11 protein-coding genes are annotated in these 20,784 nt (G+C 71.3%); 9 read left to right on the top strand and 2 right to left on the bottom strand.

The features are described from left to right. Positions 1 to 105: 105 nt before the first annotated feature. From OIU81_RS09375 to OIU81_RS09335, 9 genes are all read left to right on the top strand, one after another. Entirely contained in the window at positions 106 to 5,628 is a 5,523-nt protein-coding gene (locus OIU81_RS09375) for a HAMP domain-containing protein (RefSeq protein WP_329145763.1), read from the top strand. A gap of 255 nt (positions 5,629 to 5,883) precedes the next feature. Beyond that, a complete protein-coding gene (locus tag OIU81_RS09370) occupies positions 5,884 to 6,543 on the top strand; it encodes a response regulator (RefSeq protein WP_329145761.1) in 660 nt (219 codons plus the stop codon). A 92-nt stretch (positions 6,544 to 6,635) separates the two neighbouring features. After that, positions 6,636 to 9,413: a DNA translocase FtsK gene (locus OIU81_RS09365; RefSeq protein WP_329145759.1), complete on the top strand. Its 2,778-nt coding sequence runs from the start codon at positions 6,636 to 6,638 to the stop codon at positions 9,411 to 9,413. A 223-nt stretch (positions 9,414 to 9,636) separates the two neighbouring features. Further along, positions 9,637 to 10,446 carry a helix-turn-helix domain-containing protein gene (locus OIU81_RS09360; RefSeq protein ID WP_329145757.1) on the top strand — a complete coding sequence of 270 codons (810 nt, stop codon included), beginning with the start codon at positions 9,637 to 9,639 and terminating at the stop codon, positions 10,444 to 10,446. A 103-nt stretch (positions 10,447 to 10,549) separates the two neighbouring features. Beyond that, on the top strand, positions 10,550 to 12,034 hold the full coding sequence (gene rimO, locus OIU81_RS09355) for a 30S ribosomal protein S12 methylthiotransferase RimO (protein ID WP_329145755.1): 1,485 nt from the start codon (positions 10,550 to 10,552) through the stop codon (positions 12,032 to 12,034). Beyond that, positions 12,031 to 12,699 (top strand): CDP-diacylglycerol--glycerol-3-phosphate 3-phosphatidyltransferase, encoded by a 669-nt coding sequence (gene pgsA, locus OIU81_RS09350; protein ID WP_329145753.1) that lies wholly within the window; start codon positions 12,031 to 12,033, stop codon positions 12,697 to 12,699. The genes rimO and pgsA overlap by 4 nt, the downstream gene beginning before the upstream one ends. Next, complete coding sequence (locus OIU81_RS09345) at positions 12,696 to 13,232, top strand: CinA family protein (RefSeq protein ID WP_329145752.1); 537 nt, start codon at positions 12,696 to 12,698, stop codon at positions 13,230 to 13,232. Before pgsA ends, OIU81_RS09345 begins: the two co-directional genes overlap by 4 nt. Before the next feature lie 94 nt (positions 13,233 to 13,326). Then, positions 13,327 to 13,710, top strand: coding sequence for a helix-turn-helix domain-containing protein (locus OIU81_RS09340; protein WP_018092941.1), 384 nt, complete (start codon positions 13,327 to 13,329; stop codon positions 13,708 to 13,710). 195 nt (positions 13,711 to 13,905) lie between these two features. After that, positions 13,906 to 14,376, top strand: a complete 471-nt coding sequence (locus tag OIU81_RS09335; protein WP_329145749.1) for a Dps family protein — start codon at positions 13,906 to 13,908, stop codon at positions 14,374 to 14,376. Between the two features lie 695 nt (positions 14,377 to 15,071). On the opposite strand, the gene OIU81_RS09325 is transcribed toward OIU81_RS09335, so the two are convergent. Together OIU81_RS09325 and OIU81_RS09320 are read right to left on the bottom strand one after the other, a co-directional pair. Next, the gene (locus OIU81_RS09325; protein ID WP_329145745.1) at positions 15,072 to 15,881 is read right to left on the bottom strand and encodes an Fpg/Nei family DNA glycosylase; all 810 of its coding nucleotides are present in this window, start codon (positions 15,879 to 15,881) and stop codon (positions 15,072 to 15,074) included. A gap of 66 nt (positions 15,882 to 15,947) precedes the next feature. Beyond that, positions 15,948 to 20,723, bottom strand: a complete 4,776-nt coding sequence (locus tag OIU81_RS09320; protein ID WP_329145743.1) for an Lhr family helicase — start codon at positions 20,721 to 20,723, stop codon at positions 15,948 to 15,950. Positions 20,724 to 20,784: the final 61 nt, after the last annotated feature.

The raw sequence follows: 20,784 nt of genomic DNA, 5'->3' as shown, positions 1-20,784 counted from the left end.
TGCGATGCTGCCGAACTGTTATGGCCTGGTTGAGCCATGGTGAAACACTGGGCAAGTATCAAGAGAAAGCCCGGGTAGAACGGTCGACCCTGCGGGAGGGACACGGTGGAGTCTGGCGCAGCGGCGCGGGGCGCAAGCACGCGCGCGAAAGGCGGACGTTCCCGGAACAACGGGACGACCGAGGTGGATACGGCTGCGCTCAATCGGCTGCTGGTCGCCCTGGTGGCCATGCGGGACGGGAACTTCCGCAAGCGGCTCACGGTTTCCGGCGACGGCGTCATGTCGGAGATCGCCGCGGTCTTCAACGAGGTTGCGGACCGCAATTTGCATCTGACGGGCGAGCTGGCGCGGGTGCGCCGGGTCGTGGGGCGCGAGGGCAAGCTGACGGAGCGGCTGGAGGTCGGTGCCGCAGAAGGCTCCTGGGCCGCGGCCATCGACGCCTCGAATGCCCTGGTCGACGACCTCGTACGGCCCGTCTCCGAGGTGGGACGGGTGCTGTCGGCGGTGTCCGAGGGCGACCTGGAACAGCGGATGGATCTGCGGTCGCGGAGTTCGGACAGCTCCTCGGAGCACCCCCTGCGGGGTGAATTCCTGAAGGTCGGCCGGACCGTCAACGGTCTGGTGGACCAGCTCTCCGCGTTCACCGACGAGGTCACGAGAGTGGCCAGTGAGGTCGGCACCGAGGGCAAGCTCGGCGGTCAGGCCCGGGTGCGCGGAATGTCGGGTTCGTGGAAGGATCTGACGGAATCCGTCAACACCATGGCGTCCCGGCTGACGGCACAGGTACGTGACATTGCTCTCGTTACCACCGCGGTGGCCAAGGGTGATCTGTCGCGCAAGGTGACCGTGCATGTCGCCGGCGAGATGCTGGAGCTGAAGAACACCGTCAACACGATGGTCGACCAGCTCTCCTCCTTCGCCTCCGAGGTGACGCGCGTCGCCCGCGAGGTGGGCACGGAGGGCGAACTCGGCGGTCAGGCGCAGGTCCCCGGTGTCGCCGGCGTGTGGAAGGACCTGACGGATTCGGTCAATCTCATGGCCGGCAACCTCACCGCGCAGGTGCGGGGGATCGCGCAGGTCACCACGGCCGTCGCGAACGGCGATCTGTCGCAGAAGGTCACGGTCAGCGCACGCGGCGAGGTCGCGCAGCTGGCCGACACCATCAACACCATGACCGAGACGCTGCGGACCTTCGCCGACGAAGTGACGCGGGTGGCGAACGAGGTCGGCGCGGAGGGGCAGCTCGGCGGGCAGGCGCAGGTGCCGGGCGCGGCGGGGACCTGGAAGGACCTCACCGACTCCGTCAACACCGCCTTCCGCAACCTCACCGCGCAGGTCCGGGACATCGCGCAGGTGACGACGGCGGTCGCCAACGGTGATCTGTCCCAGACGGTCACCGTCGATGTGGCCGGTGAAATGCTGGAGTTGAAGAACACCGTCAACACGATGGTGGGTCAGCTCTCCTCGTTCGGTGCCGAAGTGACGCGCGTGGCGCGGGAGATCGGCGTCGAGGGTGAGCTGGGCGGCCAGGCGGCGGTCCCGGGCGCGGCGGGTACGTGGAAGGACCTGACGGACTCCGTCAACACCGCCTTCCGCAACCTGACCGGGCAGGTGCGCAACATCGCCCAGGTGACGACGGCGGTCGCCAACGGCGATCTGTCGCAGAAGGTCACCGTCGATGTCTCCGGCGAGATGCTGCAGCTGAAGAACACCGTGAACACGATGGTGGACCAGCTGTCCTCGTTCGCCGACCAGGTCACGCGGATGGCCAGGGACGTGGGCACGGAGGGCCGGCTGGGCGGTCAGGCCCGGGTGGACGGCGTCAGCGGCACCTGGAAGGAACTGACCGACTCCGTCAACTTCATGGCGGGGAACCTGACGTCACAGGTGCGGCAGATCGCGCAGGTGACGACGGCGGTCGCGCGGGGTGACCTGTCGCAGAAGATCGACGTGGACGCGCGCGGCGAGATCCTGGAGCTCAAGAACACCATCAACACGATGGTCGACCAGCTCTCCGCGTTCGCCGAACAGGTCACCCGGGTCGCCCGGGAGGTCGGTACGGACGGCAGGCTGGGCGGTCAGGCGCAGGTACCGGGCGTCGCGGGCGTCTGGCGCGATCTGACCGACTCGGTGAACGGCATGGCCGGCAACCTGACGGCCCAGGTCCGCAACATCGCGCAGGTGGCCACGGCGGTCGCCCGCGGTGACCTGTCGCAGAAGATCGACGTGGACGCCCGGGGCGAGATCCTGGAGCTGAAGAACACCCTGAACACCATGGTCGACCAGCTCTCCTCGTTCGCGGAGCAGGTCACCCGGGTCGCCCGCGAGGTGGGCACCGAGGGCATCCTGGGCGGTCAGGCCGAGGTGCAGGGCGTCAGCGGGACGTGGAAGGACCTCACCCAGTCCGTCAACTTCATGGCGAACAACCTGACCTCGCAGGTGCGCAACATCGCCGAGGTGACGACCGCGGTGGCCCGCGGTGACCTCTCCAAGAAGATCACCGTCGATGCCAAGGGCGAGATCCTCGAACTGGTCACGACGGTCAACACGATGGTCGACCAGCTGTCGTCGTTCGCCGAGCAGGTGACCCGGGTGGCCCGTGAGGTGGGCACCGAGGGCCAGTTGGGCGGTCAGGCGCGGGTGCCGGGAGCCACCGGCATCTGGCTGGACCTCAGCGACAACGTCAACCTGATGGCCAACAACCTGACCATCCAGGTGCGCAACATCTCCCAGGTCTCGGCGGCGGTCGCCAACGGAGACCTGACCAAGAAGGTCACGGTCGAGGCGCGCGGCGAGGTCGCGCAGCTCGCCGACACGGTCAACACCATGGTGACCACGCTGTCGTCGTTCGCCGACGAGGTCACCCGGGTGGCCCGTGAGGTGGGCACCGACGGCATCCTGGGCGGCCAGGCCCGCGTTCCCGGCGTCGCCGGTACGTGGAAGGACCTCACCGAGTCCGTGAACTCGATGGCCAACAACCTCACCGGCCAGGTCCGCAACATCGCCATGGTCACCACCGCCATCGCCAAGGGTGATCTGACCAAGAAGATCGACATCGATGCGCGGGGCGAGATCCTCGCGCTGAAGACCACCATCAACACGATGGTCGACCAGCTGTCGTCCTTCGCCGAGCAGGTCACCAGAGTGGCTCGCGAGGTGGGCACGGAAGGCCAGCTGGGCGGTCAGGCGCAGGTGCGGGGCGTGGCCGGCACCTGGCGGGACCTGACCGAATCGGTGAACGAGATGGCCGGCAACCTGACCCGTCAGGTGCGTGCCATCGCCGCGGTCGCCGCGGCGGTCACCCTCGGGGACCACAACGTCCGCATCGACGTGGACGCGGCCGGCGAGATCCTGGAGCTCCAGGACAACGTCAACACCATGATCTCCACGCTCCGGGAGACCACCCTCGCCAACGAGGAACAGGACTGGCTCAAGGGCAACCTCGCCCGGATCTCCGGTCTGATGCAGGGCCGGCGCGATCTCAAGGACGTCGCCACGCTCATCATGAGCGAGCTCTCGCCCGCGGTCTCCGCCCAGCACGGCGCGTTCTTCCTCGCCGCGCAGCCCGACAGCCGGGAGATCGGTGCGGACGGCGCCGAGGCCGGCGCGTACGAGCTGCGGCTGATGGGCTCGTACGGCTACGCCATGGGCGGCATGCCGACGACCTTCAAACCCGGCGAGACACTGATCGGCACGGCCGCGGAGGAGGGGCGCACCATCCTGGTGGAGAACGTCCCGTCCGGCTATCTCAAGATCGCCTCCGGGCTGGGCGAGGCGCCGCCGGCGAATGTGATCGTGCTGCCGGTGCTGTTCGAGGACAAGGTGCTTGGCGTGATCGAGCTGGCGTCCTTCCAGCCGTTCACCCAGATCCAGAAGGACTTCCTCAGCCAGATCGCCGAGATGATCGCGACCAGCGTCAACACCATCTCGGTCAACACCAAGACCGAGGTGCTGCTCAAGCAGTCGCAGGAGTTGACCGAGCAGCTCAAGGAGCGCTCGGGCGAGCTGGAGAGCCGGCAGAAGGCGCTGGAGCTGTCCAACACCGAGCTGGAGGAGAAGGCCGAGCAGCTGCGCGCGCAAAACCGCGACATCGAGGTGAAGAACACCGAGATCGAGGAGGCGCGCCAGGTCCTGGAGGAGCGTGCCGAACAGCTCGCGGTCTCCATGCGCTACAAGTCGGAGTTCCTGGCGAACATGTCGCACGAGCTGCGGACACCGCTGAACTCCCTGCTGATTCTGGCCAAGTTGCTGGCCGACAACGCCGAGGGGAATCTCTCCCCCAAGCAGGTCGAATTCGCCGAAACCATCCATGGTGCCGGCAGCGATCTGCTCCAGCTGATCAACGACATCCTGGACCTGTCCAAGGTCGAGGCGGGCAAGATGGACGTCAGCCCGACGCGGATCGCGCTGGTCCAGCTCGTCGACTACGTGGAGGCCACGTTCCGGCCGCTGACCGCCGAGAAGGGACTCGACTTCTCCGTACGGGTCTCCCCGGAGCTGCCGGCCACCCTGCACACCGACGAACAGCGGCTGCTGCAGGTGCTGCGCAATCTGCTGTCCAACGCGGTGAAGTTCACCGACAGCGGCGCCGTCGAGCTGGTCATCCGGCCGGCCGGGGCGGATGTCCCGGTGGCCATCAGGGAGCAGCTGCTGGAGCACGGCTCGCTGCGCGACCCGGACGCGGACATGATCGCTTTCTCGGTCACCGACACCGGTATCGGCATCGCCTCCAGCAAGATGCGGGTCATCTTCGAGGCGTTCAAACAGGCCGACGGCACGACCAGCCGCAAGTACGGCGGTACGGGCCTGGGCCTGTCCATCAGCCGGGAGATCGCCCGGCTGCTGGGCGGCGAGATCCATGCCGCGAGCGAGCCCAACCGCGGTTCCACCTTCACGCTCTACCTGCCGCACAACCCCGGCGGGCTGCCGCCGCAGGGCTACCCCCAGCTGGTGGCCGGCGGGATCGCGATGGACGCGGAGGCGCGCGAGACGGAGGTCGGCCGGGAAGAGGCCCAGGAGCAGCCGGAGTTCGAGCAGGGCTCCGGCGGCAGCCTCAACCGGCGCCGCCGACGGGCCGTTTCGGGCCCCCCGCGGCGCTTCGAGCTGCCCGGCCGCCCGGCGGCCCCGGCTCCGCCGCAGGGGGCGCCACGGGCGCCTCAGGCGCCGTCACGGCCCGCTGCGCCGCAGCCCGCGGAGGAGCCCTGGCTCGGCAACGGCCAGGACCTGGTGGACCCGGTCTTCCAGGGCGGCTTCCACGGCGAGAAGGTGCTGATCGTCGACGACGACATCCGGAACGTCTTCGCGCTCACCAGCGTCCTGGAGCAGCACGGCCTTTCGGTGCTGTACGCGGAGAACGGGCGCGAGGGCATCGAGGTGCTGGAGCAGCACGATGACATCGTCCTGGTCCTGATGGACATCATGATGCCGGAGATGGACGGTTATGCGACGACGGCGGCGATTCGCCGGATGCCGCAGTTCGCCGGACTTCCCATCATCGCGCTGACCGCGAAGGCGATGAAGGGCGACCGCGAGAAGAGCATCGACTCCGGAGCCTCCGACTACGTGACCAAGCCGGTGGATACCGATCATCTGTTGTCGGTCATGGAGCAATGGATGCGCGCGGAGTGACGGAGCGTCCAGTATGGAGGCGAAAGAGGATCATCGCGTGCTGACTCAGTGTTGCCGTGGACGTGTGGAAGCCTGGGATACGGGGAACCTTCTGGTCCCTGTCTGCGTTTCTGCTAAGTGCACAGTGACATCGCGGTGACAGGGTGTGGCGACAGACGGGGTGCAGCTACCATGACCGGCACAAGGACGGGCGGCGTGACGGAGTCGTCCCCTGGGGCGGCGTCCGGTGCCATGCCGGGGCGAGGAGGACGGGCCATGGTGCAGAAGGCCAAGATCCTCCTGGTCGATGACCGGCCGGAGAATCTGCTGGCGCTGGAGGCGATCCTCTCTGCGCTCGATCAGACACTGGTGCGGGCATCGTCCGGGGAGGAAGCGCTCAAAGCACTGCTCACGGACGATTTCGCGGTGATTCTGCTCGATGTGCAGATGCCGGGGATGGACGGATTCGAAACCGCCGCGCACATCAAGCGTCGGGAGCGCACCCGCGACATCCCGATCATCTTCCTCACGGCCATCAACCACGGCCCGCACCACACGTTCCGCGGATATGCGGCCGGCGCGGTGGACTACATCTCCAAGCCGTTCGACCCGTGGGTGCTGCGGGCCAAGGTCTCGGTGTTCGTCGAGCTCTACATGAAGAACTGCCAACTGCGCGAGCAGGCCTCCCTGCTGAGACTGCAGCTGGAGGGCGGCCGGCAGAGCGCGGACGAGGCGAAGGAGTCGGCGGGGCTGCTCGCGGAACTCTCCGCACGGCTGGCCGCGGTCGAGGAGCAGGCCGAGGCGCTGTCCAAGCAGCTGGACGAGACGGCGGACGCGGCGGCGGTGGCCACCGCGGCACATCTCGAGCGCAAACTGACCGGCCTGCGCAGGGCGCTGGATGCCCTGGAGCCGGGGTCGGGCAGCGCCGCGGGGTGACTGACGCTCCTTCATGAGACGGGCGCGCGACACGTTCGGGTGAAGCGCCGTGCGCTCGTATCATGTCCGCGTTCGCCTGTAATCTCGTCGCCATGGCCTCACGTACGTCCGGCAAGGGAACCCAGAGCTCGGCGGGACCCTCGAAGCAGCGCGCCGGACGAACCGCGGGCGCCGCCAAGAAGACCGCCGCGAAGAAGGCGCCCGCGAAGCCGCCGGCGAAGAAGACCGCCACGAAGAAGGCACCGGCCAAGAGGGCGCCCGCCAAGAAGGCTGCCCCCAGACCGGTGCCGTCGCCCACCGGCGGTGTCTACCGCCTGGCCCGCGCCTGCTGGCTGGGCCTCGCGCACGCCATCGGGGCGGTGTTCCGCGGGATGGGCCGTGGCGCGAAGAACCTCGACCCGGCGCACCGCAAGGACGGTCTGGCGCTGCTGCTGCTCGGTCTGTCGCTGGTCATCGCGGCCGGTACCTGGTCCAACCTCAGCGGTCCGGTCGGCGACCTCGTCGAACTGCTGGTGACCGGCGCGTTCGGCCGGCTCGACCTGGTCGTGCCGATACTGCTGGGCGGCATCGCCATCCGTCTCATCCGCTACCCCGAGCGGCCGGAAGCCAACGGCCGGATCGTCATCGGGCTGTCCGCGTTGGTCGTCGGCGTCCTGGGGCAGGTCGCGATGGCCTGCGGGTCGCCGGGGCGGGACGACGGACTGGCCGCCATACAGGACGCCGGCGGTTATCTGGGGTGGGTGGCGTCCAAGCCGCTGATCTTCACCGTCGGACAGACCCTGGCCGTGGCGCTGCTGGCGCTGCTGACCCTGTTCGGCCTGCTGGTGGTCACCGCGACGCCGGTGAACGCCATCCCGCAGCGGCTGCGCGCGCTCGGCGTCAGGCTGGGCGTGGTGCACCCGGCGGACGCCGGGGCGGACGGCTACGGGGCCGCGGAGTACGAGGACTACGCCGACGAGTGGCGGGAGCAGCCCGCGCGCGGGCCGCGCCGCAGCGCCGCCGCGGCGGCCGCCGCCGACCCCGACGCGAGAGAGGAAGCGGCCCTGGCCAAGCGGCGCCGTCCGCGCCGGGCCTCCGCACAGCCCGCCGCCGACCGGCCGATGGACGCGGTGGATGTCGCCGCCGCGGCCGCCGCCGCGCTGGACGGCGCGGTGCTGCACGGCGTCCAGCCCTCCCCGCTCGTCGCCGGCCTCAGCAGCAGCGTCTCCGGCGAGATCCGCGGCCGGGACGGCGAGGACACCACGGGGGAGAGCGGCACGGTGCCGCCGGCCCGCGGCGCCGACCGGAAGGCCGCCGCGAGCGAGCACACCCCCGCGGTCCCGGACTTCACCAAGGCCCCGCCCGAGCCGTCCGGCGAGCTGCCGCCGCGCGCCGAGCAGCTGCAGCTCGCCGGTGACATCACCTACTCGCTGCCCTCGCTGGACCTGCTCGCGCGAGGCGGCCCCGGCAAGACCCGCAGCGCCGCGAACGACGCCATAGTGACCTCGCTGACCACCGTCTTCCAGGAGTTCAAGGTCGATGCCGCGGTCACCGGCTTCACCCGGGGCCCGACGGTCACCCGCTACGAGGTCGAGCTGGGCCCGGCCGTCAAGGTCGAGAAGATCACCGCGCTGGCCAAGAACATCGCCTACGCCGTGGCCAGCCCCGACGTCCGCATCATCAGCCCCATCCCCGGCAAGTCCGCGGTCGGCATCGAGATCCCCAACACCGACCGCGAGATGGTCAACCTCGGTGATGTGCTGCGGCTGGCCGACGCCGCGGGTGACGAGCATCCGATGCTGGTGGCGCTCGGCAAGGACGTCGAGGGCGGCTACGTCATGGCCAACATGACGAAGATGCCGCACGTCCTGGTGGCCGGCGCCACCGGTTCCGGCAAGTCCTCCTGCATCAACTGTCTGATCACCTCGGTGATGGTGCGGGCCACCCCGGAGGACGTCCGGATGGTGCTGGTCGACCCCAAGCGCGTCGAGCTGACCGCCTATGAGGGCATCCCGCACCTGATCACGCCGATCATCACCAACCCCAAGCGTGCCGCCGAGGCGCTGCAGTGGGTGGTCCGCGAGATGGACCTGCGCTACGACGATCTCGCGGCCTACGGTTTCCGGCACATCGACGACTTCAACGAGGCGGTGCGCCGCGGCAAGGTCAGCTCTCCCGAGGGCAGTGAGCGCGAGCTGGCGCCGTACCCGTATCTGCTGGTCATCGTGGACGAGCTGGCGGACCTGATGATGGTCGCCCCGCGCGATGTGGAGGACTCCATCGTCCGCATCACCCAGCTCGCCCGCGCGGCGGGCATCCACCTGGTGCTCGCCACCCAGCGCCCGTCCGTCGATGTCGTCACGGGCCTGATCAAGGCCAATGTGCCCTCCCGGCTCGCCTTCGCCACCTCCTCGCTCGCCGACAGCCGGGTCATCCTCGACCAGCCGGGCGCCGAGAAGCTGATCGGCAAGGGCGACGGGCTGTTCCTGCCGATGGGGGCCAACAAGCCGGTCCGTATGCAGGGCGCGTTCGTGACCGAGGAAGAGGTCGCGGCCGTCGTCCAGCACTGCAAGGACCAGATGGCGCCCGTCTTCCGGGATGACGTCACCGTCGGCACGGCGAAGAAGAAGGAGATCGACGAGGACATCGGCGACGACCTGGATCTGCTGTGCCAGGCCGCTGAGCTGGTGGTTTCCACCCAATTCGGGTCGACGTCGATGCTCCAGCGCAAGCTGCGGGTGGGGTTCGCCAAGGCCGGGCGGCTGATGGACCTGATGGAGTCACGGAACATCGTCGGGCCCAGCGAGGGGTCCAAGGCGCGCGACGTCCTGGTCAAGCCGGACGAATTGGACGGAGTGCTGGCGGTGATCCGTGGGGAGGCTACCGGGTAGCACAAATTTCCGGGCCGCGCGCACGGGAGCAGCAGGCAACCGTTTCTCCTGCCAAGACGTCAAGTTGAGGGAGATGAGGGAACGATGCTTCACCACCGAACCCGACGGCACCGCCGATGGCGTTCCGATGGCGTACAAACTCCGCTCTCCCGCTTGCCCCACCCTTTCGCTCCACCCCTAGACTGAACTTCCAGCAGGTGGCTCACGCTCGAAAGGCGCCCCCGTGTCCATCGGCAACTCCCCCGAAGCAGACCGGCCTTCCGTCGGTGCTGCCCTCCAGAAGGCCCGTATCGGAGCGGGACTGACCGTCGAAGAGGTCAGTGCGACGACACGGGTGCGCATCCCCCTCGTGCAGGCCATCGAGCAGGACGACTTCTCCCGCTGTGGTGGCGACGTCTACGCCCGGGGGCACATCCGGGCGCTCGCCCGCGCCGTGTCCCTCGACGCCCGCCCGCTGATCGACCATTTCGACGCCGAGCACGGCGGCCGGCCCGCGCCGACCCCTGCCGCGCCGCTCTACGAAGCCGAGCGGATCCGTTCCGAGCCGCGCCGTCCCAACTGGACCGCGGCGATGGTTGCGGCGATCGTCGCCGTGGTCGGATTCGCGGGCTTCACGCTCTTCACGGGCGGTGACAAGAGCAACGGCGGCTCGATCGCGGCCCGTGACAACGCCAAGCAGGCGCCCGCATCCACCCGCCATCCGTCGACGATCAAGCCGCCGATCAAGCCCGACCCCGAGCCCTCCGACAGCGCCGTCGCCGGACTGCCGAAGGACAAGGTCACGATCAAGGTCACCGCCCGCGACGGTCAGAGCTGGATCTCCGCCAAGGACGCCAACGGCAAGCTCCTCGAGGACGGCCTGCTCAAGAAGGGCGAGTCCAAGACCATCACCGACAAGGAACGGATCGACCTGGTCCTCGGCAACGCCGGAGCCGTACAGCTGTACGTCAACGGCAAGGAGGTCAAGGAGATCGGCCACAAGGGCACCGTGGAGCGGCTGAGCTACACGCCGGGGGACCCCCAGGCGGGCTGAGCGCCCGTCCCCGGAGGCGTTCGCCGCCGGTCCCGGGCCCCCGGGAGCGGCGGCGGAGACCTGCGCGCCGAGGGGGCACCCGGGACGAAGTAGGCTGAGCCCCATGCCCGAACGCCGTACCGTCGCCCTTGTCACCCTTGGCTGCGCCCGTAACGAGGTGGACTCGGAGGAGCTCGCAGGCCGCCTGGCAGCGGACGGCTGGGAGCTCGTCGAGGAAGCCGCCGATGCCGATGTCGCCGTCGTCAACACCTGCGGGTTCGTCGAGGCCGCCAAGAAGGACTCCGTCGATGCCCTGCTGGAAGCCAACGATCTGAAGGATCAGGGCAGAACCCAGGCCGTCGTGGCCGTCGGCTGCATGGCCGAGCGCTACGGCAAGGAGCTCGCCGAGGCGCTGCCCGAGGCCGACGGTGTGCTCGGCTTCGACGACTACACCGACATCTCCGGCCGCCTGCAGACCATCCTGAGCGGCGGCATCCACGCCTCGCACACCCCGCGCGACCGCCGCAAGCTGCTGCCGATCAGCCCGGCCGAGCGCCAGGACTCAGCCGGGGTAGCCCTGCCCGGCCACGCCCAGGACACGCCGCCCGAGGACCTGCCGGAGGGCGTCGCACCGGCCTCCGGGCCGCGCGCACCGCTGCGCCGCCGGCTCGGCAGCAACCCCGTGGCCTCGGTGAAGCTGGCCTCCGGCTGCGACCGGCGCTGCTCGTTCTGCGCCATCCCGTCCTTCCGCGGCTCGTTCATCTCCCGCCGGCCCTCCGATGTGCTCGGGGAGACGCGCTGGCTGGCCGAGCAGGACGTGAAGGAGGTCATGCTGGTCTCCGAGAACAACACCTCCTACGGCAAGGACCTCGGCGACATCCGGCTGCTGGAGACCCTGCTGCCCGAGCTGGCGGCCGTCGACGGCATCGAGCGGATCCGGGTCAGCTACCTCCAGCCGGCCGAGATGCGCCCCGGCCTGATCGACGTCCTGACCGGTACCGACAAGGTGGCCCCCTACTTCGACCTGTCCTTCCAGCACTCGGCGCCCGGTGTGCTGCGCGCGATGCGCCGCTTCGGCGGCACGGACAGCTTCCTGGAACTGCTCGAGACGATCCGCAGCAAGGCGCCGCAGGCCGGTGCCCGCTCCAACTTCATCGTCGGCTTCCCCGGGGAGAGCGAGAGCGACCTCGTGGAGCTGGAGCGCTTCCTCACCGAGGCCCGGCTCGATGCCATCGGCGTCTTCGGCTACTCCGACGAGGACGGCACCGAGGCCGCCTCGTACGAGGACAAGGTCGACCCGGACGTGGTCGCCGAGCGGCTGGCGCGGGTGTCGCGGCTGGCCGAGGAGCTGACCGCACAGCGTGCCGAGGAGCGGATCGGCGAGACGGTGCGGGTACTGGTCGACCGGAACGACGACGAGGACGGTCTCGTCGGTCGGGCCGCGCACCAGGCGCCGGAGACCGACGGCGTCACCCTGCTGTCGACCGACCGGGAGCTGGCGCCCGGTCGTATGGTCGAAGCAAAGGTGGTGGCGAGCGAGGGCGTCGATCTCGTCGCGGAGGTGCTGTCGGTGGAGGGCACGGGATGTACCGAGGAGGCGGCCAGATGAGCGGAATCCCGGCTTCCGCAGCGGGTGGCCCGCGCCCGGCGCCGGCCGTCCGGCAGGCCGGGCTGTGGAACATCGCCAATGTCCTGACGATGCTGCGGCTGGTGCTGGTCCCGGCCTTCGTGGTGCTGCTGATGCACGACAACGGCACCGATCCCGTCTGGCGCGTCTTCGCCTGGGCCGCCTTCGCCGTCGCCATGATCACCGACATCTTCGACGGGCACCTGGCCCGCACGTACAACCTGGTCACCGACTTCGGCAAGATCGCCGACCCGATCGCGGACAAGGCGATCATGGGTGCCGCACTCATCTGTCTGTCGGTGCTGGGTGATCTGCCCTGGTGGGTGACCGGGGTGATCCTCTTCCGGGAGCTCGGGATCACGCTGATGCGGTTCTGGGTGATCAAGCACGGGGTCATTCCGGCCAGCCGTGGCGGCAAAATCAAGACATTGGCACAGGGCACCGCGGTCGGGATGTACGTCCTGGTGCTGACCGGTCCGCTGGCGACCTTCCGCTGGTGGGTGATGGCGGTGGCCGTGCTGCTGACCGTCGCCACCGGGCTCGACTACGTCCGGCAGGCCGTGGTGCTGCGCCGGGCCGGACTGGCCCGCGGGCGGGCCGAGCGGGCTGAGAAGGCCGAGAAGGCCGAGAGGGACACAGCCCGGTGAACGGGCCGGGTTCTGCCGCGGCCCGGGCGCTGGAGCTGCTCGCCGCACGGGGGCAGAGCCTGGCGGTGGCCGAATCGCTGACCGGCGGCCTGGTGGCGGGTGCGCTGACCGCCGTCCCCGGGGCCTCACGGGTCCTGCGGGGCTCGGTCACGGCGTACGCCACCGACCTCAAGCGGGAGCTGCTGGGCGTGGACGGCGCCCTGCTGGCCGCGCACGGGGCCGTGGACGGCGAGGTCGCGCGGCAGATGGCGGGCGGTGTGCGGCGGGTGCTGGGTGCCGACTGGGGGATCGCCACCACGGGGGTGGCCGGGCCCGATCCGCAGGACGGACATCCGGTGGGCACCGTTTTCGTGGCGGTGCGGGGACCGGAGGGTGCCGGGGAGGTGCGCCGGCTCACGCTGGAGGGCGACCGCGACCGGATTCGACAGGACACCATCGGGGCCGTGCTCGCACTGTTGTTGAGCGAACTTGCAGAAAATACGCGGGCACAGGATACGGAACAACACGGGGGGAATGGATGTTTGCAGCCCTGAGTGAACACGTACTTGCGCCCGGCACGCCTACGGCCCGAGGCGGTACGGTGGGGCGAGAAGGATCCGGATCCGAGGTCCGAGGAGGGAGCCAGCGATGATTCTGCTTCGTCGCCTGCTGGGTGACGTGCTGCGCCGACAGCGTCAGCGCCAGGGCCGAACCCTGCGCGAGGTCTCTTCCTCCGCCCGGGTATCGCTCGGCTATTTGTCCGAGGTCGAGAGGGGGCAGAAGGAGGCGTCCTCCGAGCTGCTCTCGTCGATCTGTGACGCGCTGGATGTGCGCATGTCCGAGCTCATGCGGGAAGTCAGCGACGAGCTCGCGCTCGCCGAGCTGGCAGCGTCCGCGGCCGCGAGCGACCCGGTGCCCGCACCGGTACGGCCGAAGCTCAATTCGGTGTCCGTCACGTCCCTGGCCGGTGTGCCCGAGGACCGCGTGACCATCAAGTCGCCGGCCGACGTCGTGGATGTCGTCGCGGCCTGACACCCCTGTTCGTACGCATCGAGGCCCCGGCGGGCAGCACCCCGCCGGGGCTTTGTGCTGCCCGCCGGGGCGCGGGTGTGCGGTGCCGCGAGGAGCTGCCGAGGCGGTCCGGCCGGACCGCCTCGGCAGCTCCTCGCGGGTGATTCATTTGTACGATGACAAAACCGGATGAATTGCCCAAAGAGGAGTATCTGGATGTCTGTGGTCAAGAGCACACTCTCCGACGAGGGCCGCGGCATCGTCGGGCATGCCCTCCAGGGAGCGCTGGTGGACCTGGTGGATCTCTCCCTCGTCGCCAAGCAGGTGCACTGGAACGTCGTCGGTCCGCGCTTCCGCTCCGTACACCTCCAGCTCGATGACGTGGTCGCCAGCGCACGGACGCACGCCGACACGGTGGCCGAGCGGGCGTCCGCGATCGGGGTGCCGCCCGACGGGCGGGCCGCCACCGTCGCCAAGACCAGCGGCATCGGTGAGATCGGGGATGGCTGGATCAAGGACGGCGAGGTGGTGCGGGCGATGGTGGAGGCGCTGTCCGCGGTCATCGGCCGGATGCGGGAGCGGATCGGGGCGACCGCGGACCCGGATCCGGTCAGCCAGGACATCCTCATCGGGCTGACCGCCGACCTGGAGAAGCACCACTGGATGTTCCAGGCCGAAGCCCACTGACGACCGCGGCGCCCGCCGACGGGCCGCCCGGGCCCGGTCCGTCCAGCTCACGGCGGCTCTTTACGGGCGTGCGAGACCGTCCACGCGCCGGGAACGCCCCGGTGCGCCCTCCCGCCGGGCGGCGGGTCCCGTCTAGCGTCGGCCGGAGGAGGCAGCCATGGGGTGGCGTGACGTCACGGCCCGCGGGCGGGCCGGCCGGCATCCGTGGGCCGTACCGGGGCGCTGGATATCCGCGGCCGTCGTCGGGGGGCTGTGGTGGTGGGCCGCGGTCCGGCTGGTGTGGTGGCCGCAGTCGGCGGGGGTGGTCGAAGGGGCCGTCGTCCTGGGTGGCTGGGGGCTCAGCCTGTTGCCGGTGCACTGTGTTCCGTGGACGGACCGGGGCGCCGGCAGATGCCGCCGGGTGCTGGCGCGAGCGGCCCGGGGGGTCAGGGGGTTACGGGGGTGTCGGGGGCGGACCGGGCGGCGCTCCGAAAGGAATGGCGACGCCGTCGGTCGGGCGGGGGGGGCCGGGGGGCCGTGAGGGATGAGGCGATGGTGGCCGGGTGCGGTGCGGGTGCGGCGCGGGTGTGTGCGGCGTTCGCCGGCTCTCCGAGACCGGGCCAGAGGTGACATCCCGGTCCCCGGCCCGAGCGTGACCCTGGTGGCCTTCGCCGGCGAGATGTCGCCGGCCGGGCTGGGTGGCGGGGTGTTCCGGGTCAGTCGGCGGTGCGGTCGCCCGGGTGGTCGGGCTGGCAGGCGGGGCACCAGTAGGTGACACGGTCCTCGGCAGTGGGGTCCTGGTCGGCGCTGCGGACCGCCGTTCCGCAGCGCAGGCAGGGGCGTCCGGCCCGGCCGTAGACCCACAGCCGGCGATCGGGGCGGGCGCTGGGCGTGGTGGTGCGGGCGGGGCGCCGCTTGTTGGCTTCCAGCAGCTTCTTGGCGAGGGCGGGCACGCGCTCGGGGTGGGGCAGCCGACCGACCGGCAGCCAGGGGGAGACGCGCAGCAGAAAACACAGCTCGCACTTGTAGACATTGCCGAGACCGGCGAGATTGCGCTGGTCGAGCAGGGCCTCGCCGAGCGGCCGTGCCGGGTCGGAGGACAGTCGGCGCAGGGCCTCGGCGGGGTCCCAGCCGGGGCCGAGGAGGTCGGGTCCCAGATGGCCGACGACCCGTGACTCCTCGGCGGTGCGCAGCAGGTCGAGTACGGGCAGACGGTAGCCGACGGCGGTGTGCTCGGCGGTGCCGAGGATCGCCCGGATCTGGTGGGCGGGGCCGCCACGCCAGCGCTCGGCCGGGGTGTAGATCTTCCATGCGCCGTCCATCCGCAGATGGGAGTGGAGCGTGAGGCCCCCGTCGAAGCGAGTGAGGAGGTGCTTCCCGCGCGGGAGCACCTCCAGCACCCGGCGGCCGGTCAGATCCACCGTGGCGAGCCGGGGTACGCGCAGGTCGCAGCGGGTCAGCGGGTGGCCGGCCAGGGCCTCGTGCAGCCGCTGGGCCAGACGCCAGACGGTGTCGCCTTCGGGCATGCCCCCATCATGCCGGGAGGGGGCGTGCGCGGGTGGGGCGCGGACGGTATCGCGGCGCCGCGGACCTCACCCCCGTAGCCGCAGGCCCCGCGGGGTGGGGTGGAAGCCGGCGGACTCCAGGGTGGCCGCGAAGGGGGAGGTGAGGGCCGCGGTGCCATTGATGCGTTCGGTGGTGATGGTGCCCAGGGCGCCCGCGCGGGCGGCACCGGTGAGGGCCTCGACGGCGAGCAGGACGCGCGGGTCGGTGGCAGCGCCGGCCGGATCGTGGCCGAGGGGCCACAGGAGCAGGGTCTTGCCGCCGCGCTCCATGTAGAGCGTCAGCTCGCCGTCGACCAGGACGACCAGGGAGCCCGCCTTGCGGCCGGGTTTGTGGGTCGAGCCCTCGGGCGGCTCGGGCCAGGGCAGGGCGGCGCCGTAGGCGTTGGCGGGGTCGGCGGCGGCCAGCAGGACGGCACGCTGCGGGCCACCGCGCCGGGCCGGCGCCGGGCCGCCGTCCGGCAGCGCCTCGTCGGCCGTGCGCTCCCGCTGGGTGCTGACCGCGCGCAGCCGGTCCACCGCGCCGTCCATCGCGAACTGGGCGGCGCCCAGTCCCTCCACCACATAGCCGCGACGGGCCTGACCGGACTCCTCGAAGGCGGCCAGTACGCGATAGGCGGCGGAGAAGCCGCCCTCGACCCCCTCGGCGGCGACCGCACCGCGGGTGACGATGCCGTGCCGGTCCAGGAGCGTACGGGCCAGGGCGTGGGCGCGGTGGGTAGGGTCCGGCTCGGCGGCGGGCAGCAGCGACCAGCGGCCGCCGACGGTCGGCGGTCCGGACCGGGAGGCGGTGGGGCGGCCGCCGCGGCCCGCGCCACCGGGGTGTCCCCAGCGGCCACGGGGGGTGGCGCGGCGGGCGCGATGGGCGGTGGAGCCCGCGGTCCGGCCCGAGCCGAGGAGGGCGCGCAGCGGGGCCAGGGTGTCGTTGGTCAGCCGGCCCGACCAGGCCAGTTCCCACAGCGCGTCGGCCAGTTGGGGGTCGGTGGCATCGGGGTGGGTGGTGGCGCGGACCTGGTCGGCGAGCTGGCGGAAGAACAGGCCGTATCCGGGGGCGAGGGCGGTCAGCAACGACTCGTGCAGCGCGGAGAGTTCCAGCGGGAGCGGCGGTGGGAGCAGCAGTGGCGCGGTGTCGGCGAGATGGAGGGAGAGCCAGCCGTCCTTCCCGGGGAGGGCGCCCGCGCCGGCCCACACCACCTCGCCGGTGGCCGTGAGTTCGTCCAGCAGCGCGGGGGTGTAGCCGCCGACGCGGGACGGGAGCACCAGCTTCTCCAGGGCGGACGCGGGCACCGGCGCGCCCTGGAGCTGCTCGATGGCGCGCGCCAGGCCGTCGATTCCGCGCAGCGCGTGCGACGGGCCGCCGGATGCCGCCGGCGCTCCGCCGACCGGGGCCGGGCGTGGGGCGCCGACGTGCTGCCACTGGGGGAGGAAGGCGGCGAGCGCGGCGGGCGGTACCGGCTCCAGCTCCTCGCGCAGGGCGGCCAGCGAGCGGCGGCGCAGCCTGCGCAGCACCTGGACGTCGCACCATTCCTGGCCGATGCCCGCGGGATGGAACTCCCCCTGGACGACCCGGCCGGCGGCGGCGAGGCGGTGCAGCGCGCCGTCCGTGACGGCCGTGCCGAGGCCGAAGCGGGCGGCGGCCTGCTCGGAGGTGAACGGGCCGTGGCTACGGCCGTACCGGGACAGCAGATCGCCGAGCGGGTCCTTGACCGGTTCGGTGAACGATTCCGGCACGCCGACCGGCAGGGCCGTGCCGAGGGCGTCGCGGAGCCGGCCGGCGTCCTCGACGGCGGCCCAGTGATCGGCGCCGGCGATCCGCACCCGGATGGCGCGGCGGGCGGCGGCCAGCTCCCCGGCCCATGCCGGATCCGCGCCGCGCCCGGCCAGCTCGGCGTCGGTCAGCGGGCCCAGCACCCGCAGCACATCGGCCACCCCCTCGACGTCCTTGACCCGCCGGTCCTCCGTCAGCCACTGCAGCTCACGCTCCAGCTCGGCCAGCACCTCGGCGTCCAGCAACTCACGCAGCTCGGCCTGGCCCAGGAGTTCGGCGAGCAGCCGGGAGTCCAGGGAGAGGGCGGCGGCGCGGCGTTCGGCGAGGGGGGAGTCGCCCTCGTACAGGAACTGGGCGACATAGCCGAACAGCAGCGAGCGGGCGAACGGGGACGGCTCGGGGGTGGTGACCTCCACCAGGCGGACCCGGCGGGCCTCGATGTCGCGCATCAGCTCCGTCAGGCCCGGTACGTCGAAGACGTCCTGGAGGCATTCACGGACGGCTTCCAGGACGATCGGGAACGACCCGAACTCGCTTGCCACCTGGAGGAGTTGGGCGGCCCGCTGCCGCTGTTGCCACAGCGGGGTGCGCTTGCCGGGGCTGCGCCGCGGCAGCAGCAGGGCCCGGGCGGCGCACTCACGGAAACGGGAGGCGAACAGCGCGGACCCGCCGACCTGGTCCGTGACGAGCTGATCGACCTCGCCGTGGTCGAAGGCGACATCGGCGGCACCCACCGGGGACTGTTCCGGGTCGTATTCCGTGCCGCGGGTGTGCAGGCCGGGGTCGGCGGCCGGGTCGAACCCGGCGTCGCCGTCGAGGAGGTCGAGGCCCATCAGGTCGGCGTCGGGCAGCCGCAGCACGATGCCGTCGTCGGCGTGCATCACCTGGGCGTCCATGCCGTAGCGCTCGGCGAGGCGGGCCCCCAGCGCCAGCGCCCAGGGGGCGTGCACCTGCGCGCCGAACGGGGAGTGGATGACCACGCGCCAGTCGCCCAGCTCGTCGCGGAAGCGCTCCACGACGATCGTGCGGTCATCGGGGACATGGCCGCAGGCCTGCTTCTGCTCGGCGAGATAGCTCAGCACATTGGACACCGCCCAGTCGTCCAGCCCGGCGGCGGACAGCCGGTCCCCGGCCTCCCCGGGGCCGAGCGAGCCGACCTCCCGGAGGAACGCGCCGAGCGCCCGGCCCAGTTCGAGGGGGCGGCCGAGCTGGTCGCCCTTCCAGAACGGCAGCCGCCCCGGCACCCCGGGGGCGGGGGTGACCAGCACCCGGTCACGGGTGATGTCCTCGATGCGCCAGGACGTCGTGCCGAGCGTGAAGACATCGCCGACGCGGGACTCGTAGACCATCTCCTCGTCCAGCTCGCCCACCCGTCTCCCGCCGCCGCCCTTGCCGGAGTCGCCGCCCGCCAGGAACACCCCGAACAGGCCGCGGTCGGGGATCGTGCCGCCGGAGGTGACGGCCAGCCGCTGGGCTCCGGGACGGCCCGTGACGGTCTGCGCGACGCGATCCCACACCAAGCGCGGCCGCAGTTCGGCGAAGGCATCGGAGGGATAGCGGCCGGCGAGCATGTCCAGTACGGCGGTGAACGCCGACTCGGGAAGCGCGGCGAACGGGGCCGCCCGCCGGACGACTGCGAGCAGCTCCTCGACGTCCCAGGTGTCCATCGCGGTCATGGCGACGAGCTGCTGGGCGAGCACGTCCAGGGGATTGGCCGGCACCCGCAGCGCCTCGATGGCACCCGAGCGCATCCGCTCGGTGACCACGGCCGCCTGCACCAGGTCACCGCGGTACTTGGGGAAGACGATGCCCGTCGAGACCGCGCCGACCTGGTGCCCGGCCCGGCCGACGCGCTGCAGCCCGGACGCCACCGACGGCGGGGACTCCACCTGGACGACCAGATCGACCGCGCCCATGTCGATGCCCAGCTCCAGACTGGACGTGGCGACCACGGCCGGCAGCCGGCCGGCCTTGAGGTCCTCCTCCACCTGGGCGCGCTGCTCCTTGGACACCGAGCCGTGATGGGCCCGGGCCAGGACCGGCGGCGCACCCTTGGCGGCGCCGGCCTCCGCCATCAACTCCGCGGGGGAGTGGTGCTCGGGCAGGGACTCTCCCGTCGCCCGCTCGTAGGCGATCTCGTTGAGGCGGTTGCACAGACGCTCGGCCAGGCGGCGGGAGTTGGCGAAGACGATCGTGGAGCGGTGGGCCTGGACGAGATCGGCGATCTTCTCCTCGACCTGCGGCCAGATGGACGGCTTCTCGCCGGTGTCGCCCTCCTGGACCGGCGAGCCGCCCAGTTCGCCCATGTCCTCCACCGGGACGACCACCGACAGGTCGAAACGCTTCCCGGACACCGGCTGGACGATCTCCACCCGGCGCCGCGGCGACAGATAGCGGGCCACCTCTTCCACCGGACGCACCGTCGCCGACAGCCCGATCCGCCGCGCCGGGCGGTCCAGCTGCTCGTCCAGCCGCTCCAGGGAGAGCGCCAGATGCGCGCCGCGCTTCGTGCCGGCCACGGCATGCACCTCGTCCACGATCACCGTCTCGACACCCGCCAGCGCCTCCCGGGCCGAGGACGTCAGCATCAGGAACAGCGACTCGGGGGTGGTGATGAGGATGTCCGGCGGGCGGTTGGCGAGCGAGCGGCGCTCGGCGGGCGGGGTGTCCCCGGAGCGGATGCCGACCGTGAGGTCCGGCTCCGGCAGCCCGAGACGGACCGACTCGTGGCGGATGCCCGTCAGCGGACTGCGCAGATTGCGCTCCACATCGACGGCCAGCGCCTTCAGCGGCGAGACGTACAGCACCCGGCAGCGCTTCTTCGGCTCGGCGGGCGGGGGAGTGCTGGCCAGCGCGTCCAGCGAGGCGAGGAAGGCGGCCAGCGTCTTGCCGGATCCCGTCGGCGCCACCACGAGGACGTCCGAGCCCGCGCCGATCGCCCGCCAGGCGCCTTCCTGCGCGGCGGTGGGCGCGCTGAACGCCCCGGCGAACCAACCACGGGTCGCGGGCGAGAACGAGTCGAGCGCTGCGTCGGCCATGTTCCCCATCGTGCACCGGACCACTGACAACGCGGCCCCGCCCGCGCGCCGCCCGGCCGCC

It is taken from the genome of Streptomyces sp. NBC_01454 (genome assembly GCF_036227565.1).
In the GTDB taxonomy this organism is placed as follows: domain Bacteria; phylum Actinomycetota; class Actinomycetes; order Streptomycetales; family Streptomycetaceae; genus Streptomyces.
The sequence above is the reverse complement of the archived record's forward strand: the minus strand, read 5'-3'. Positions and strand labels throughout refer to the sequence as shown.

Bases quoted from the DNA above. Each gene is read 5' to 3' on its own strand.
- rimO (WP_329145755.1), top strand. From the start codon at position 10,550: ATGCCCGAACGCCGTACCGTCGCCCTTGTCACCCTTGGCTGCGCCCGT.
- OIU81_RS09365 (WP_329145759.1), top strand. From the start codon at position 6,636: ATGGCCTCACGTACGTCCGGCAAGGGAACCCAGAGCTCGGCGGGACCC.
- OIU81_RS09370 (WP_329145761.1), top strand. From the start codon at position 5,884: ATGGTGCAGAAGGCCAAGATCCTCCTGGTCGATGACCGGCCGGAGAAT.
- OIU81_RS09340 (WP_018092941.1), top strand. From the start codon at position 13,327: ATGATTCTGCTTCGTCGCCTGCTGGGTGACGTGCTGCGCCGACAGCGT.
- OIU81_RS09335 (WP_329145749.1), top strand. From the start codon at position 13,906: ATGTCTGTGGTCAAGAGCACACTCTCCGACGAGGGCCGCGGCATCGTC.
- pgsA (WP_329145753.1), top strand. From the start codon at position 12,031: ATGAGCGGAATCCCGGCTTCCGCAGCGGGTGGCCCGCGCCCGGCGCCG.
- OIU81_RS09325 (WP_329145745.1), bottom strand. From the start codon at position 15,881: ATGCCCGAAGGCGACACCGTCTGGCGTCTGGCCCAGCGGCTGCACGAG.
- OIU81_RS09320 (WP_329145743.1), bottom strand. From the start codon at position 20,723: ATGGCCGACGCAGCGCTCGACTCGTTCTCGCCCGCGACCCGTGGTTGG.